General features: G+C 67.6%; 14 protein-coding genes. 5 read left to right on the forward strand and 9 right to left on the reverse strand.

Features of this window, described 5'->3' with window-relative positions; genetic code table 11:
* Positions 1-110: 110 nt before the first annotated feature.
* The 3 genes from AB5S17_RS10860 to AB5S17_RS10870 all read left to right on the forward strand — a co-directional run bounded on the left by AB5S17_RS10860 (position 111) and on the right by AB5S17_RS10870 (position 3,389).
* Positions 111-482, forward strand: a complete 372-nt coding sequence (locus AB5S17_RS10860) for a hypothetical protein (protein ID WP_369239151.1) — start codon at positions 111-113, stop codon at positions 480-482.
* 210 nt (positions 483-692) lie between these two features.
* Complete coding sequence (locus tag AB5S17_RS10865) at positions 693-2,159, forward strand: pilus assembly protein TadG-related protein (RefSeq protein WP_369239153.1); 1,467 nt, start codon at positions 693-695, stop codon at positions 2,157-2,159.
* Between the two features lie 228 nt (positions 2,160-2,387).
* Complete coding sequence (locus AB5S17_RS10870) at positions 2,388-3,389, forward strand: GlxA family transcriptional regulator (protein ID WP_369239724.1); 1,002 nt, start codon at positions 2,388-2,390, stop codon at positions 3,387-3,389.
* A 63-nt stretch (positions 3,390-3,452) separates the two neighbouring features.
* Here AB5S17_RS10870 and AB5S17_RS10875 read toward each other — a convergent pair whose 3' ends face one another.
* Entirely contained in the window at positions 3,453-4,340 is an 888-nt protein-coding gene (locus AB5S17_RS10875) for a DUF1194 domain-containing protein (RefSeq protein WP_369239155.1), read from the reverse strand.
* Between the two features lie 261 nt (positions 4,341-4,601).
* On the opposite strand from AB5S17_RS10875, the gene AB5S17_RS10880 reads away from it, so the two are divergent.
* Positions 4,602-6,350 (forward strand): hypothetical protein, encoded by a 1,749-nt coding sequence (locus AB5S17_RS10880; RefSeq protein WP_369239157.1) that lies wholly within the window; start codon positions 4,602-4,604, stop codon positions 6,348-6,350.
* A gap of 94 nt (positions 6,351-6,444) precedes the next feature.
* Positions 6,445-8,019: a hypothetical protein gene (locus AB5S17_RS10885; protein ID WP_369239159.1), complete on the forward strand. Its 1,575-nt coding sequence runs from the start codon at positions 6,445-6,447 to the stop codon at positions 8,017-8,019.
* Positions 8,020-8,059: 40 nt separating this feature from the next.
* Here the strand turns inward: AB5S17_RS10885 and AB5S17_RS10890 are convergent, their stop codons facing one another.
* From AB5S17_RS10890 to AB5S17_RS10925, 8 genes are all read right to left on the reverse strand, one after another.
* A complete protein-coding gene (locus AB5S17_RS10890; protein WP_369239161.1) occupies positions 8,060-8,944 on the reverse strand; it encodes a dienelactone hydrolase family protein in 885 nt (294 codons plus the stop codon).
* Positions 8,945-9,034: 90 nt separating this feature from the next.
* Complete coding sequence (locus tag AB5S17_RS10895; RefSeq protein WP_369239163.1) at positions 9,035-9,676, reverse strand: 2-dehydro-3-deoxy-6-phosphogalactonate aldolase; 642 nt, start codon at positions 9,674-9,676, stop codon at positions 9,035-9,037.
* Positions 9,673-10,587 carry a 2-dehydro-3-deoxygalactonokinase gene (locus tag AB5S17_RS10900; RefSeq protein WP_369239165.1) on the reverse strand — a complete coding sequence of 305 codons (915 nt, stop codon included), beginning with the start codon at positions 10,585-10,587 and terminating at the stop codon, positions 9,673-9,675. Before AB5S17_RS10900 ends, AB5S17_RS10895 begins: the two co-directional genes overlap by 4 nt.
* On the reverse strand, positions 10,587-11,528 hold the full coding sequence (locus tag AB5S17_RS10905) for a Gfo/Idh/MocA family protein (protein WP_369239167.1): 942 nt from the start codon (positions 11,526-11,528) through the stop codon (positions 10,587-10,589). The genes AB5S17_RS10900 and AB5S17_RS10905 overlap by 1 nt, the downstream gene beginning before the upstream one ends.
* An 81-nt stretch (positions 11,529-11,609) precedes the next feature.
* A complete protein-coding gene (mmsB, locus tag AB5S17_RS10910; protein ID WP_369239169.1) occupies positions 11,610-12,821 on the reverse strand; it encodes a multiple monosaccharide ABC transporter permease in 1,212 nt (403 codons plus the stop codon).
* 10 nt (positions 12,822-12,831) lie between these two features.
* Positions 12,832-14,364: a multiple monosaccharide ABC transporter ATP-binding protein gene (gene mmsA / locus AB5S17_RS10915; protein ID WP_369239171.1), complete on the reverse strand. Its 1,533-nt coding sequence runs from the start codon at positions 14,362-14,364 to the stop codon at positions 12,832-12,834.
* A gap of 266 nt (positions 14,365-14,630) precedes the next feature.
* A complete protein-coding gene (gene chvE / locus AB5S17_RS10920) occupies positions 14,631-15,698 on the reverse strand; it encodes a multiple monosaccharide ABC transporter substrate-binding protein (protein ID WP_369239726.1) in 1,068 nt (355 codons plus the stop codon).
* Between the two features lie 65 nt (positions 15,699-15,763).
* Positions 15,764-16,561, reverse strand: a complete 798-nt coding sequence (locus AB5S17_RS10925) for a FadR/GntR family transcriptional regulator (RefSeq protein ID WP_369239173.1) — start codon at positions 16,559-16,561, stop codon at positions 15,764-15,766.
* Positions 16,562-16,748 lie beyond the last annotated feature (187 nt).

A 16,748-nucleotide genomic window follows, 5' to 3' on the forward strand; every position in this document is an offset into this window, starting at 1 on the left:
GTCGCGTCGTCGGCCAGCGATCTTGCTGCGCTGCAAAAATAAACCTCGCGCCGCTGCGACGATTGCGGGATCATCCGCGTTGACAGGCGTCATCAACAGGTCCCGCGGTCATGTTCCTTCGCCCATCTCATCCGGCCTTGTCCCACGACACCCCCAAAGCCGCCGCGGAAGTCGTCACCCTCCTGACGATGTCCCCGTTCATCATCGGCACCCGGATGATGCAGTTCTGGATGAGAGCAGCCAGCACTCCGACCGCCGGCGGAGACCCCGAGGCCTCGCGGATGGTGAGCGAGAAGATCGAGGCCGCCGGCGAGAGCCTGGCCGCGATGAATGCGGCGGTTGCGAAAGCCGCGGGCGAAACGGTCATGGCGGCGATGACCGGCCGTCCCCGCGCCGTCAACGACGCCGACGCCATCCTGACCGCCGGCCTCAAGCCCTTCTCCAAGCGCGTGAAGGCCAATCACCGGCGCCTGTCGCGATAGAAGGCCGCCCCGCAGTGGAAGAGGCGAGCGGCTGGATGGCGTTTCCTTCTTCTGAAGGCTCTTCCGCGGCCGGCCAAGCCGCTCGTCACTTCTTAACCTTCCGCCGCGACGTTCGACGCTCCGGACAATCCGAACGGTCTTCGAGAGCCGATATTAAGCTTTCCCTGAAATCCTCCGCCGTCAGTTCGAACCTCGGCAGGAGTAGGCGCAATGGCCTCGGCACGCAGGCTTTCCTCGGCGCTCGGACAGGGGCTGGCCGCCGCTCTCGGACGCTTTGGCCGGGACCGGCGGGGCAATTTCGGGATGATCGCGGCACTGTCGGCGATACCGTTGATTCTCGCGATGGGCGGCGGTGTCGACTATTCCAACGCGCTTCGCATCCGCACGGACGTCCAGTCGGCGGCAGATGCCGCGGCCCTTGCCGCGGCGAAATACACCGGCACTGACGCCGCCGAGCGCCAGCGCCAGGCCGACATGCTGTTCAAGGCCAACATCAAGAGCGACATCGACGTCACCTCCACCAAGCTGACCGTCGACGGAAAGACCTTCACCTACGACGCCGCCTTCACCGTTCCGACGCCGTTTCTCACCCTGATGCATATCGACTCGCTGAAGATGACCGTCGAGGCCGTCTCGCAGCATTCCGACCTGCCGCTCGACATCGCGCTGGTGCTCGATACCACCGGCTCGATGGGCGAAAACGGGAAGATGACGCAGCTGAAGGCGGCGGTGAAGCTGTTCGTGGCGAACTTCGAGGGCAGCACGGGCGATGCCAAGGTCCAGGTGGCGATGGTCCCGTTCGATACGCAGATCAAGCTGAACAACGAGACGACGGCCTATTACGGCGTTCCGAACACGGCCACCTGCTCGCTCCTGAAGTACACGACCGACCAGAAATACTGCAACACGTCGCTGGCGGGATTCACGGCGGGATCCTCCGCCACCTATACGAGCGGATCGACGATCTACGTCTATCAGACGACAAAGACGACATCGACATTGACGACGGTGCGGACGACCCAGTCCTGCTTCTGGGGCTTTTGCTGGAACACCGGCTCCGAAACCGTATTCTCGGCTGGTCAGACAAAGGTGACGGGCCCGCTCTCCGGCTGCGTCACCGACCGAACCCAACCGTACGACACGCTGCCGGACGCGCCGAACATCTCCAACACGGCCACCCTCTACATACCGGCCGACACCTGCCAGGCGACCCTGGCGCCCGTGGTTGGCCTTACGAGCAACCTCGACAGCATCGCGACCGCCGTCGACACGCTGGATCCGACCGGCAGCACCAACATCACCATCGGCGTGCAGTGGGGCATGGAGGCGCTGACGGGAACCGCACCGCTGACGGGCGCAAATACCGATCCCAAGACCCGCCGCATCATGATCGTGCTGACCGATGGCGACAACACCCAGAACCGCTGGACCTCGAACAGCACGCAGATCGACGCCCGCACCACGGCTGCCTGCACCAATGCCAAGGCGATGAAGAACCCGGACAACAACACCACTCTCGAGCTCTACACGATCCGGGTGATCGACGGGAACGAGGCGCTGCTGAAGAGCTGCGCCACCGATGCCGGCCACTACTATTCCGTCAAGCAGGCGAGCGACCTGACGGCCGTGTTCCAGGACATCGCCGAGCGTGTGAAGCGCATCCGCATCGTCAGCTGACGGGAGGGGCCGACGGCCCCGCCCGAAGGGAGAAGCAACGCCCTGACGCCCGAGGAAGAGGCCCGGCCGACCGCCGGGCCTTTTTGCGTCCGCCCCGCCACAACCTCTTGCGGACGCTCCGATTTGTCGCCACGATTCTCCGGCAGACATTCCGGCGGCAGTGGATCGGGGCAAGGCATGGGTGGTGACAGCGGGACCGGCACGGCGGCGCGGCGTCGCTCCGATCCGATGGAGCCGCTGCCGCAGGGGCCGAAGCGCAGCATCGTCTTCCTGCTGGTCCCGAACTTCTCGATGATCGCCTTCGCCACGGCGATCGAGCCGCTCAGGATCGCCAACCGGACGGTGGGCCGGGAGGTCTATCGCTGGCGCCTGGCGTCGCCCGACGGCGAGAGCGTGACCGCCTCGAACGGCGTCACCGTCTCCGTATCCACCTCCGTCGAGGAGGAGCGGCGGGCGCTCCTGTCGGAGAAGCGGCCGTCGATGGTGTTCGCCTGCTCCGGCATCTTCGTCGAGGACTTCCACGACAAGAGTGCCTTCTCCTATCTGCGCGAGGCGCATCAGCGCGGCATCTCGGTCGGCGGCCTGTGCACCGGCGCCTTCATCCTCGCCAGCGCCGGCATCCTCTCGGGCCGCCGCTGCGCCATCCACTGGGAGAATCTCGCGAGCTTCTCCGAGGCCTTCCCGCAGGCGGACGTCTATGCCGACCTGTTCGAGATCGACCACAACATCTACACCTGCGCCGGCGGCACCGCTTCGCTCGACATGATGCTGGCGCTGATCCGCGAGGACCAGGGCGACGACGTCGTCAACCGCGTCTGCGAGCAGGCGCTGACCGACCGCGTCCGGGGCGCCCACGACCGGCAGCGGCTGCCGCTGCGGGCCCGCCTCGGGGTCCAGCACGTGAAGGTCCTGCGGGCGATCGAGGTGATGGAGGCGAACCTGTCCGATCCGCTCTCGCTCTCCGAGCTGGCGGATCACGTCGGACTGTCGCGCCGCCAGGTCGAGCGCCTGTTCGAGAAGGAGATGGGCCGCTCGCCGGCGCGCTACTATCTGGAAATCCGGCTCGACCGTGCACGGCACCTGCTGTTGCAGTCGCAGCTTCCGATCGTCGACATCGCCATCGCCTGCGGCTTCGTCTCGGCGTCGCATTTCTCCAAGTGCTATCGCGAACTCTATTCCCGCTCGCCGCATCAGGAGCGCGCCTTCCGCGCCGCAGCCACCGCGGCGTGAGCCGCGGCAGGACGGGCCTCAGCGCCCGAGACCGCCGGCCGCAGCTCCCGCAGCCTGCACGGATCAGCGGTATTGCTGCATCCAGCGGTCCTGGCGGCCCTGCCACATATGCTCGCCGACGAGGCAGTCGGTCGGGGGCGCACCCTGCGTCCGCATGATCGCGGGCGCATAGGCCGGACCGCCGCTCGGCCAGCCGTCGGCGAGTTCCATGACGATCTTGCGCCGCACCGCGTCGGGGAACTGCGACCAGTCGTTGACCGGGATCATGAAGGATCCCGGGCCGCCGATGACGCAGGCGGCGTAGTAGCGGTCGAGATCGGGGATCGAGCCCCAGGAGGAATAGCCGCCGGAGGTCATCAGCGGCAGGCCGTTGATAATCACCCCACGCGCCACGGCCGCGTCGCGCGCATCGGTCACCGGCCGCCCCTCGTTGTTCGGCCCGTCGCCGGAGATGTCGATTACCCGGCGCTGGCCGTCGAAGCCGTTGCCGTCGAACATCGGCGCGATGGCGTCGATGGCGCCGGAGATCGACGTGCGGCGCTCGCGGTCCGGCAGTTCCGTCGCCAGCCGATAGGCGAAGCCGTCGGCCGCCTGCTTGGAATCGATCAGCGTGAACGGCACGACGACGATCTGCGAGTTCGTCCCCGCCCATTCGACATAGGCGACCGCCACCTTGCCGTAGACGCCGTCGAGGATCGCCTGCTGGACCTCCCGGCTGCGGAACGCCGCGGCATAGCCGTCGCGCTGGATCGCCTGTTCGGCGGGATCCATGGACCAGGAGATATCGACCGCGAGGACCAGTTCGACATCGACCCGCTGGCCGTCCGGCGGCGATGCCGGCCGTGCCGCGCCGAGGTCGCCGAGCCCCCGCGTCTGCGCCTTCGCCGGCAGGCAGCCGACTGCTGCCAGGGCCGCGGAGCAAAGAAGGGCGACAGCAAAGGGACGCTTCATCTTCCGCATCGCGAAAAGCTACGCCGATCGCAAGCGTGCGCAATTCACAAGCCTGTAATTCTGGCGCAGGGAATTCTTCGCGCCGCGCCGGATGCCGCTTGGCGCAACGCGCATCCGTCGGATGACCTGCGGCTTCAACCAGCATGCGGGAATGGCCGTCTTGACCGACGGAAGAGCCCATTTACTGCGCGAAGATCAGCCTTTCTTAACGCCGGACGTGCACCATGCCGCTCGCCTTCCGAAGAGCGACAGGAGTTCATCGTGACGCTGAGTTCGACTGCCAGCGATGCGCCGAAGATCAAGGCCGGATCGCTTCTGTTCTCGCCGCTGCTGCTCCTCGGGGCCGCCTGCGTCGTCCTCGCCGCGCTCCTGACCCGTCCCTTCACGCTGCCGATCGGCGCGAACTACTGGGACCTCTACATCTACTTCGACGCCGCGAACCGGATCTTCCACGGCCAGGTGCCGGGCGTCGACTTCTTCACCCCGGTCGGGCCGCTGGGATACTGGCTGTTCGCGCTGTTCGTGAAGGTCTTCCCGCAGGGACAGCCGCTGCTCGTCGTGCAGTGGTCGCTGATGCTGGTCACCGTGCCGCTGTTCGCCCTCGTCCTCGCCGATGTCGACCGGCGCTCGCGCACCGTCGCGCTGGCGCTCCTCGTCCCGTTCCTGGTCTTCCAGATCCTGCCGTTCAACATCACCGAATACTATTCCTATCCAGGCGTCGACGGCTTCGGCATCTACAACCGCCAGATCTGCGAGGTCCTGTACGTCCTCTCCGCGGCGCTCATCTTCGCGACCGGCCGCCGGACGCTGCTGGCGGTGATCGTCGGCACGATGCTGGCGCTGTTCCTGATCAAGATCACCGGTTTCGTCGCCGGGCTGATGCTGTGCGTTTTCGCCTTCGCCGTCGGCCGCGTGACCTTCCGTGCCGCGCTCGTCGCGGCCGGGGCCTTCTTCCTGACGCTCCTCGCCCTCCAGCTGTCGCTCGGCATCGTCACGGCCTATTTCGGCGACATCCTGGCCCTGCTCGGCAGCAACGAGGACAGCCTGCTGCCGCGCTTCCTGCAGGCGGCGTCGCTGCACTTCAAGGTCCTCGCGCCCCTCCTGATCCTCACGCTCGTGCTGCTGGTCGTCGCCCGGCAGGACATCGCGAAGACCGGCGCCGCATTCCTGCGCCGGCCCACCATGGCCACCCTCGCCGCCTCCCTCGATCGCGACGCGGTCTGGCTCGGCCTCGCCACCTTCGCCGCCCTTTTCGTCGAGACCCAGAACACCGGTGGCCAGGGCTTCATCTTCGTCTGGCCGATCCTCCTCAGCATCCTGGTCGGCTGCGGGGCGCTCCCGGTCGGCCGCCTCGCGCTGGTCTGGACGCTGGTCGCGGCCTCCTCGCTGCCGACCTTCGTCGACATCCTGCACCGCTCCGCCCGCGCCTTCGTCGGGCAGATGAAATATGTCGATCTCGCCGACAAGAACCTCGGCACGCTCGGCGCCATCTCGCAGCGAACCGAGATCATGCGGCACGCCAAGGTGATGATGGACGCCTACGCGGCCTATCCCGCAACGTTCCAGTATATCTCCGACCAGGGCGAGCTGCCGAACTTCACGCTGTACACCGAGCCCGACTTCCAGGTGACCTGGCTGATGGCGGCGGATCAGGCGGTGGACGCGATCCGCGCCTACGAGGCGAAGAACGACGTGCATTTCGACACGATCATGAGCCTCAACTTCGTCAACCCCTTCCCCTGGCTGATGAACCGCGACGGGCCGCACGCGATCGCCATCGGCGCCGATCCGTTCCGCGCCGTGCCGGATCCGGACGCCGCCGTGATCAAGGCGGTGACGAACACCGACCTGATCCTCTATCCGCTCTGCCCGATCACCGATGCGAACGAGACGCTGAAGAAGCTCTACGAGCCGGGCCTCGCCGGCCATGTCCGAGTGCACCTGTCGCCCTGCTGGGACGGCTTCGTGCGCGACGCGCTGGCGCCGAAGGCGGCTCCCGCGAAGGGATAGAGGGGCGGTCACCTTGCAGAGCGGTGATCCCTGATCCACCTTTTCGGCTTCAGGCGACCTTGTCGCAGCCACCCGACCGCGGGGAGATCAAGACGTGCAGACACGCCATTTCCTCGCGCTGGCCGCCTGCCTCGCGATGCCCGCCGGGGCTCTCGCGCAGACCCGGCCGCTCGCGCCGCCCTCGCCCGGACAGGCTGCGCAGGAGCAGGCGGGCAGCGCCGAGGCTGCGGCCGGGACCGAGGCCGGCGCGCGCTCGCTCCAGTCGGCCCTCGCCGCCTATCTCAGCCCGCAGGCCTTCGATCTCGGCTTCCTGACGGTTGCGCCCGATCCTGCGGGCTATCGGATCACCTTCAAGCTCGACACGGATTTCGGCACGGCAGGCTCGAGCGGTAGCGGCACCCGGGGCCATATGCGCATCGCGCCCTACTCCGTCCTCGTCAGCCGCCAGCCGGACGGCAACTGGTTCGTCCGCAGCATGGACGGCTTCTCGTCGTCGCTTTCGCTGGACGGGCCGACCGGTCGCACGGCGATTTCCTCCACGGTCGGCTCGGCGAGCTTCTCCGGCATTTTCTCGCCGGCGATCGGCGGCTTTCTCTCCTCGTCCGCCACCGCGGACAAGATGGTGGTGACGCAGAGGACGCCGCAGAGCGAGACCTTCGCCGAGTTCGGACCCCAGAGCATGGAGGCGAAGGCTGTTCCGGCGGAAGACGGCTCGGTCGACGTCACCTTCTCGCAAACCGGCAGCGACCTGAAGCAGACCATCCTGTCCGCCGATCCGGCGCATCCGGAACGGCGGGTCCCGATCCGGCTCGCAGCCAAGGATCTCAGCCTCGACGGCAAGGCCGCCGGGCTCCGGAGCCGGCCGATGCTGGACCTGTGGGCCTTCCTGCTCGCCCATCAGGACAGGGAAAAGATCGTGGCGTCCCAGGACGAGCTGCGGGCGCGTCTACGCGATCTCCTGCCGGCCTGGAAGAGCCTCGACCTCGGCGAGACCTTCGGCGGCGTCTCCGTCTCGACGCCCTTCGGCGGAATGACGGCGGACCGTTTTAGGGTCGCCGTAAAAGCCGACGGCATCACCACCGCCGGCGCCTTTCGCTATATCTACGGGCTCGAAGGCATGTCCTTCGCCTCCCCGTCCATTCCGGCCTGGGCCGATCCCCTGATCCCGCACGACCTGACGCTGGGTCTGGGGGCGCGGAACCTCGATCTCGACGCCGCGGCGCGCATCGCCATCGACGACTTCGACCTCGCCCGCGAGAAGCCCCTCTCCGACGCAGCCGAGAAGCGGATCGCCGCGGTCTTCCACGACCACGTGCCGCGCTTCACCATCGAGCCCTCGCGGCTGAAGGCGGCGGACTACGAGGTCAAGTTCTCTGGAGAGCTGTCGCTCCAGGGGAGCCGGCCGGCGACGAAGCTCGACATCACCGCGACGGGCGTCGACAACGTCATCGCGCTCTTGCAGAAGGCCGGCTCGAGCGACCCCCGCGCCTTTCAGGCGGTGGGATTCCTGTCGCTTGCCAAGGGCTTCGCCGGCCCCAGCGCCGACGGCAGCACGCACTGGCTGATCGAGACCGGCGCCGACGGCTCGGTGAAGATCAACGGGATGCAGATCAAGGGCCCGAGCGAGCCGGACGGCGGCAAAGCCTCGGAAAGTGGAACGCCGCTCTGAGGCCCGGCCGCTCCGTGCCGCATCGAAGCGTCGCGGCGCCTCAGCCGTTCAGGTGCCGCTCCAGGAAGGCGATCGTCCGCTGCCAGGCGAGCCCGGCCGCCGCCTTGTCGTAGCGGGCCGCCGAAGTGTCGTTGTTGAAGGCGTGGTTCGCGCCGTCATAGACGTAGATCCGATGCTCCACATGGGCCTGCTCCAGCGCCTTGCGGAAGGCGGGAATGCCGGCATTGGTGCGCTCGTCGAGGCCGGCATAGTGCAGGAGCATCGCGGCCTTGATCTTTGCCACCCCGGCCGGGTCAGGCGTGCGGCCGTAATAGGCGACGGCGGCCTTCAGCTCCGGGTCGGCGACCGCCAGCTGGTTGACCAGGCCGCCGCCCCAGCAGAAGCCGACCGCGCCGACACGGCGATTGGAGTGATGCTCCGCCGCCAGCCACTTCCGCGCCGCGACGGCCTCGGCGACGGTCTGCTTCGGGTCGAGGCTCGAAATCAACTGGCGCGCTCTGTCCTCGTCGGGCGGCGTTCCCCCTTTCGACGACAGGAAATCCGGCGCGACGGCAAGGAACCCCTCTAGCGCCAGCCGCCGCGCGACGTCCTCGATGTGGCCGTTGAGGCCGCGATTTTCGTGAATGACGAGGACGCTCGGGAAGCGGCCGTTCCGCGCCGGCTTGACCACATAGGATTTCAGCTCCGTGCCGGCCGCCGGGAACGTCGCCCAGACCGACGAGATCCGCTTGTCCTGCGGGTCGGTCAGCGCCGCATGCGCCGGGGAGGCCTCGATCAGCGGCAGGATGGCCATCGCGGCGGCGGCAGAACCGGCGAGACCCGTCAGCTTCACCATGAAGCCGCGGCGATCGAGCGTCAGATGGGTGTATTCGTCATAGGCGTCGATCATCGCCTGGGTGATCTGGGGCTCGTCGGAGCGGTCCATCGGGCGGCATCCTCGCTTGGCGTCGGGCGAGGCTAGCCTGCGGCCGCCCGCAAGCCAAGCGTGCAGCGGCGCAGCGTCCGCCGAGATCCGTCAGCGGCGGAAAGCCTCGTCATAGGCGGCCACCGCGCGCCTGGCCCGGTCGGCGACCGTGGCCGCGTCGTCGCCCGGCTTGTAGAGCGAGGAGCCGAGGCCGAAATGCCGCACGCCCACCGCCGCGAAAGCTGCAAAGTCCGCTTCCGAGACGCCGCCGACGGCGCCGATCGGCAGGCCCTTCGGCAGCACCGCCGACACCGCCTTGATGCCCGAGGGGCCGAGCGCGCTCGCGGGAAAGAACTTCAGAGCCGAGGCGCCGTTGCGGGCGGCGAGGAGCGCTTCCGTCGCGGTGAAGACGCCGGGCATGGTGACCATGCCGTGCCCCGCCGCGCGCTGCAGCACCGCCGGCTCGACGTTCGGACTGACCAGCAGCCGTCCGCCGGCCGCGTGCAGGCGGTCGACCTCCTCGACGCTCAGCACCGTCCCGGCACCGATCAGCACTCCGTCCGGCGCGAGCTTTGCCGCCATCTCGATCGAGCGGAACGGGTCCGGCGAGTTCAGCGGGATCTCGATCGCCTCGAAGCCCGCCTCGACGAGGCCGCCGACGACGGTCTCGCAATCCTGTGGCGGCAGGCCGCGCAGGATCGCGACGAGGTCGCGCTTCAGCGTCGGCCAGGGCGTGCGGTTCGTCTCGGTCATGACAGGATCCTTCGGGCGGCGGCGTAAAGGCCGCGGCGGACGGCGGCGTCGGCATCGGCCATATCGCAAACGGCACCGAATTCGGCAAATGCGGCTTCGTAGACGGCGGCAAGACGCCCCGACGCGAGGAGCACCGGCCGCCCGAACTCGCCGTAGAGGCTGCGCACGCCGGCAAATTCCAGCCCGATCAGCAGACCGGACAGCGCCGAGGCACCATCGACAGGGTGCGCGGGGTCGAGGAGGCCGCGGGCGCGTATTTCGAACATCAGCCGGCTCGCCTCGCCCGGCCGCTCCAGCGCCGACCGAAAGGCTGCCGCGAAATCTCGGCGCACGAGATCGTTCGCCTTCGGATCCACCGAATGCTGCAGGATCGTGTGCCCGGCGATCGCGGCGTAGAGGTCGCCGGTGACGAAGGTGGAAAAGCCGGTGATCGTCTCGCCCTCGACCGCGATCCACTTGGAGTGGGTGCCGGGCAGGCAGGCGAGCCGCCGACCATCGGCAGCCCCGAGGCCGGCGATCTGGGTCTCCTCCCCGCGCATCACGTCGAAGCCCTCTCCGGCGCCGCTGCCGCGCTGGCAGACGCCGGGCAGGATGAAGACGGGCCGCCGATGGTCGGGAACGCGCAGCGCCTTTTCGGCGATCGCCTGAAGGCTCGCAGGCACCTCGGCATAGGGGGCCTCGACCCAGCCCTGGCGGGCGCCGACCATGCCGCAGGCGACGACCGGCAGGTCGGCAGGCGCCCCGGCCTCGGCGAGCTGGCGTTCGAGCACCGGCGCAAAGCCCTCGCCGGCGCGCGCGACGGACATGCCCTCGCCGCTCCGCCGCTCGGCGAGCACCTGTCCCGCCTCGTCCAGAAGCCAGAGCCGGAAGCTCGACGTGCCCCAGTCGACGGCGGCGCAGAAGGCGCTCATCAGGCCGCGGCCGGATCGTCGTGGAAGGCCTCGACCGCAAGGCGCCGGCCGAGCATGAAGGCATCGGCGACATGGCGCAGCGGCGACAGGTCGACATCGCTCGTGCCGCTGCGGATCAGCTCGGCGAAGCGCGCGTAGAGGCCGGGATATTCGGCCGCCGCCTCATCCGTGTGGGTTTCGCCGTCGATCGAGAGCCTGGCGCCGCCCGAGGAGAGGACGAGCCGGCCGCCGTCGGCCTCGACGGCGATGTCCCAGGTCTGCGGGCCGGTCTGGCGCCAGTCGAACGCCGCCTCCACCGCTTCGCCGGAGGGGCCGGAAAAGGCGAGGTCGGCGGCGATCGGCGCGGCGCGGTTCTCCGGAAAGGACAGACCGGCCGAGGTCAGCCAGATCGGGAAGGGCAGGATCTCCGTGACGATCGACAGCGCGTTGATGCCGGGATCGAAGACGCCGAGGCCGCCGGGCTCCCAGATCCAGTCCTGGCCGGGATGCCAGTGCCGCACGTCCTCCTTCCAGGTGACCTCTACGGAGCGGATGCGCCGGCCCTTCAGCCGGGCCTTGGCGGGCGCGACGCCGGGGGCATAGCGCGAGTGCCAGGTCGCCTGCAGGGTGACGCCATTGGCGGCGGCAAGGCCGGCGAGATGCTCGACCTCCGACAGCGTCGCTCCCGGCGGCTTTTCCAGCATCACATGCTTGCCGCGCGACAGAGCGTCGGCGGCGATGGCGTGGCGCGCCTGCGGCGGCATGCAGAGCGCGACGGCCTCGATCTCGGGCATAGCGTCCAGCATCTCGGCGGCGGACGAAAAGTTGCGGACGCCGTCGACGGAGGCGCTGCGGCTCGCCGCAGCGACGAGGTCGAAGTCCGGATTCGCGGCGATCGACGGCAGGTGCTGGTCGCGGGCGATCTTGCCGACGCCGACGATGGCGAGCTTGATCGGGTTCATCGGGTCGTCTCCGGCCAATACGAGAAGAAATCCGGGCCGCGCATGACGGGCGGCCCGGACAGAACGGCGGCGCTTACGAGCCTACGACCTGTTCTTGTTGACGACGTCGAAGATGACGGCGGCGAGCAGCACCAGGCCCTTGATGACCTGCTGGTAGTCGATGCCGATGCCGAGGATCGACATGCCGTTGTTCATCACGCCCATGATGAAGGCGCCGATGACCGCGCCCATGATCGTGCCGACACCGCCGGACATCGAGGCGCCGCCGATGAACACCGCCGCGATGACGTCGAGCTCGAAGCCGAGGCCGGCCTTCGGGGTCGCCGTGTTGAGGCGGGCGGCGAAGACGAGGCCGGCGAGCGCCGCCAGCATGCCCATGTTGGCGAAGGTGAGGAAGACCAGCCGCTCGGTGTTGATGCCGGACAGCCGCGTCGCCTTCTCGTTGCCGCCGACGGCATAGATGCGCCGGCCGATGGTCGTGCGGGTGGTGATGAAGGAGTAGACCGCGATCAGGAGCGCCATCACCACGAGGACGTTCGGGAAGCCCCGGAAGGTCGACAGCGCCCAGGCGATGTAGACGATCGCGCCGGCGAGGATGAAGTTGCGGGCGAAGAACACGATGCCCGGCTCGTCGTCGTGGCCGGCCGCGCGGTTGCGCAGGCGCGAACGGAACGAGAAGAACAGGAGGATGCCCGCGACCGCGACGCCGAGGAGCAGCGAGAGCAGGTTGAAGCCCTTGATGCCGAAGACGTCGGGCAGGAAGCCCGAGGCGATCAGCTGGAACCCGCCCGGGAAGGGGCCGACCGACTGGCCGGCGAGCACCCAGAGCGAGAGGCCCTTGAACACCAGCATGCCCGCGAGGGTGACGATGAAGGACGGGATCTTCCAGTAGGCGATCCAGTAGCCCTGCAGCGCGCCGATGACGCCGCCGACGCACAGGCACAGGATGCCGGCGAGGACGTAGTTCATGTGCCACTGGACGATCATCACCGCGGCGAGCGCGCCGACGAAGCCGAGCACCGAGCCGACGGACAGGTCGATATGCCCGGCGACGATCACCAGGAGCATGCCGAGCGCCATGATGATCACGTAGGAGTTCTGCAGGATCAGGTTCGTCAGGTTGATCGGCTTCAGGAGGATGCCGTTGGTGACGATCTGGAAGAACGCCATGATGACGATCAGCGCGAACAGGATGCCGTATTCGCGCATGTGCTTGCGGAAGAAGCCGGCGGACAGCGCGGAGCGGCGCTCCGGCGAGGCGACCGCAGGCTGGTGAAGAGCCTCTTGGGACATTTTCCTACCCTCAGTTCCTGTGGCCGGAGCGGATGATCAGGGACATGATCTTCTCCTGGGACGCTTCGCTCGTCGGCAGCTCGCCGACGAACCGGCCCTCGTTCATGACATAGACCCGGTCGGTGACGCCGAGGAGCTCGGGCATCTCCGACGAGATCACGACGATCGCCTTGCCGCTGGCGGCGAGCTCGGCGATGATCGAATAGATTTCGTACTTCGCCCCGACATCGATGCCGCGCGTCGGCTCGTCGAGGATCAGGACCTCGGGGCCGGCGAACAGCCATTTGGCGAGCACCACCTTCTGCTGATTGCCGCCCGACAGGTTCACCACCTCCTGGGCCGTGGACGAGCACTTGATCCGGATGCGCTCGCGATAGTCGCGCGCGACGGCGAGTTCCTTGTGCTCGTCGACGACGATGCCGTTGGCAATGCCGGTGAGGTTGGCGAGCGGGATGTTGCGCCGGATGGTGTCGTCGAGGACGAGCCCGTAGGACTTGCGATCCTCGGTGGCGTAGCAGATGCCGGCCGCGATGGCGCGGTGCACGGTCGACACGTCCACCGGGCGCCCGTGCATCTTCACCTCGCCGGAGATGTTGACGCCGTAGGAGCGGCCGAAGATGCTCATGGCGAGTTCGGTGCGCCCTGCCCCCATCAGCCCGGCGATGCCGACGACCTCGCCGGCGCGCACCTGGAAGCTGACGTCGTCGACGATCTTGCGGCCCGGCTGCTGCGGATGGTGAGCGGTCCAGTGCGAGACCTCGAAGATCGTCTCGCCGATCTTCGGGCTGCGCGGCGGATAGCGGTCGTTGAGGCTGCGGCCGACCATGTCGCGGATGATGTCGGCTTCCGAGACGCCGGCATTGGTGCCGTCGAGCGTCGAGACCGCGGAGCCGTCGCGCAGGACGGTGATCGTGTCGGCAACCTTCGAGATCTCGTTCAGCTTGTGCGAGATCAGGATCGAGGAGATGCCGGCCGCCTTGAACTCGAGGAGCAGCTGCAGCAGCGCTTCCGAGTCGGTCTCGTTGAGGCTCGAAGTCGGCTCGTCGAGGATCAGGAGCTTGACCTCCTTCGACAGCGCCTTGGCGATCTCGACGAGCTGCTGCTTGCCGAGGCCGAGGTCCGACACGCGGGTCTGCGGCGATTCCTTCAGCCCGACCTTGGCGAGAAGCTGGCACGTGCGCTGGAAGGTCTCGTGCCAGTCGATGACGCCGCCATTGGCGCGCTCGTTGCCGAGGAAGATGTTCTCGGCGATCGACAGCAGCGGGACCAGCGCCAGTTCCTGATGGATGATGATGATGCCGCGCTTCTCGGAATCGGCGATCCCGGAGAAGCGGCACTCCTCACCCTTGAATTCGATGATGCCCTCGTAGGACCCGTGCGGATAGACGCCGGACAGGACCTTCATCAGGGTCGACTTGCCGGCGCCGTTCTCGCCGACGAGGGCGTGGATCTCGCCTTCCTCGACCTTGAGGTTCACGCCGTCGAGCGCCACCACCCCCGGAAAGGTCTTGGTGATGTCGCGCATTTCGAGAATGGTTGCCATGGCTTGAAGTCCGAATTGTCCGCTGCGCGGCAGCCGCCACGGCACGCGGACGAACATTCCTCGGCGATCGCAGCCGGCCTAGCGGCATGCGCTGCGCCCGTGTGGCGGCGCGTGGTCGGGGGGGGGGGGGGGNCCGCTGCGCGGCAGCCGCCACGGCACGCGGACGAACATTCCTCGGCGATCGCAGCCGGCCTAGCGGCATGCGCTGCGCCCGTGTGGCGGCGCGTGGTCGGGGCGCGGGCGGAAAGGCCCGCGCCCCATCCGCCTTACTTGATCTGGTCTTCCTTGTAGTAACCGGAGTCGACCAGGACCTTCTTCCAGTTGTCCTTGGTGACGAGCACCGGCTTCAACAGGTAGGACGGCACCACCTTGACGCCGTTGTTGTAGGTCTTGGTGTCGTTGACCTCGGGCTTCTTGCCGTTGAGCACGGCGTTGACCATCTGCACCGTGACCTTGGCGAGCTCGCGGGTGTCCTTGAAGATCGTCGAGTACTGGTCGCCGCGCAGGATCGCCTTCACCGAGGGGATCTCGGAGTCCTGGCCGGTGATGATGGGCATCTTGGTGTCGCCCGAGCCGTAGCCGACGCCCTTCAGCGAGGAGATGATGCCGATCGACAGGCCGTCATAGGGCGACAGGACGCCGTTGACCTTCTTGTCGGTGTAGTAGGCCGACAGGAGGTTGTCCATGCGGGACTGGGCGACCGAGCCGTCCCAGCGCAGCGTGCCGACCTTGTCCATGCCCATCTGGCCGGACGGGATCTTGATCTCGCCCTTGTCGATCATCGGCTGCAGGACGCTCATCGCGCCGTTGTAGAAGAAGTAGGCATTGTTGTCGTCCGGCGAACCGCCGAACAGCTCGACGTTCCACGGCTTGGCGTCGGGGAAGCGCTGCTTCAGCCCGTCGACCAGCGACTGCGCCTGCAGCACGCCGACCTGGAAGTTGTCGAAGGTGGCGTAGTAGTCGACATTCGGCGTGTCGCGGATCAGGCGGTCATAGGCGATGACCGGGATGCCGGCCGCGGCCGCATTGGCGAGCGTGTTGGACAGGGTGGTGCCGTCGATCGCCGCGATCACCAGCGCCTTGACGCCGGTGGTGATCATGTTCTCGACCTGGCTCACCTGGTTCGGGATGTCGTCCTCGGCGTACTGCAGGTTGGTGCCGTAGCCGGCCTCCTTGAACTGCTTCACCATGTTGTTGCCGTCGGCGATCCAGCGCGCCGAGGACTTGGTCGGCATGGCGATGCCGACCGTGCCCTTGTCCTGCGCGTTGGCGCCGAGCGGTACGGCGAGCGTCATCACGGCCGCCGCCACACCGGCGACGATGGTCTTCATCATTCCTGTGGTCATAGAACCTCCCTGACCCTTATGCTGGACGCGCGCCGCGCGTCCGAAGTTGCCCATCACCGCGCAACGCCTGCGCCGTGATCCCTCTCGTGGCGGCCGGCAAAGCGGCCGCCACGCTCCCCCACCCTCTCGCCGTCGGCGTAGAGCGCGAGAATGACGTCGTCGAAGGCGCTTTCGATGAGCCTTCGCATGAAGAGTTCCGCCGCCTCGCCGTCGCCGGCGAGGATGGCGTCCTTGACCCGCGTGTGCTGGCGAACCGTCTCGTCCTGCGGGTTCTGCCGCCAGGACAAGGAGAACGAGATCGACAGGCTGCGCTCGATCAGCGCGCCGAGCGAGACCAGGATCGGATTGCCCGTCGCCTCGAGAATGATGCGATGGAAATCGAGATCGGCGGCGATCAGCTCCGGCGACCCGCGCGGATTGTCGCGCATGCCCGCCAGCGCCGCCTCCAGCCGCTGCGACTGCTCGGCCGTGATCCGGTGCGAGGCCATCCGCGCCGACGCCGGCTCGTTGATCAGCCGCATCTCGTAGAGCGCCTCGACGAAGGACCGGCCGATCGCCGGCGACAGGTGCCACCCCATCACGTCCGGATCGAGCATGTTCCACTCGATCCGCTCGCGCACCCGGGTCCCGACCTTCGGTCCGACCGACACCAGTCCCTTGGCGACGAGGTGGCGGATCGCCTCGCGCACGACGGTGCGCGACACCCCGTACTGGGACTGAAGCTCCTTCTCCGTCGGCAGGGCCTCGCCGGTCGGGAGCGCTCCGGAAATGATCATCCGGCCGAACTCGGCAGCAAGCGTGACGGTGCGGTTCGACCGCTCGCCATCCCATGTCACCCGTTCATGCCGCATGATCGCTGCCGGACCTCCCTTCCCGCAATGATCGTACCATTGCGACGGAATTTCCCGGCACGCAAGACCTGTTCGTCAGATTTAATGACGTTCATCATATCAATGGCGATCGCGCGTGTAGAGCAAGGTTAACGCACGCGTTCCGGTCGTCGCCCGCCCTACCGGGCGAGCGCCCTCACGACGCTCG

Origin of the sequence: Jiella sp. M17.18 (assembly GCF_041027365.1) — a bacterium.
In the GTDB taxonomy this organism is placed as follows: Bacteria; Pseudomonadota; Alphaproteobacteria; order Rhizobiales; family Rhizobiaceae; genus VKMB-3413.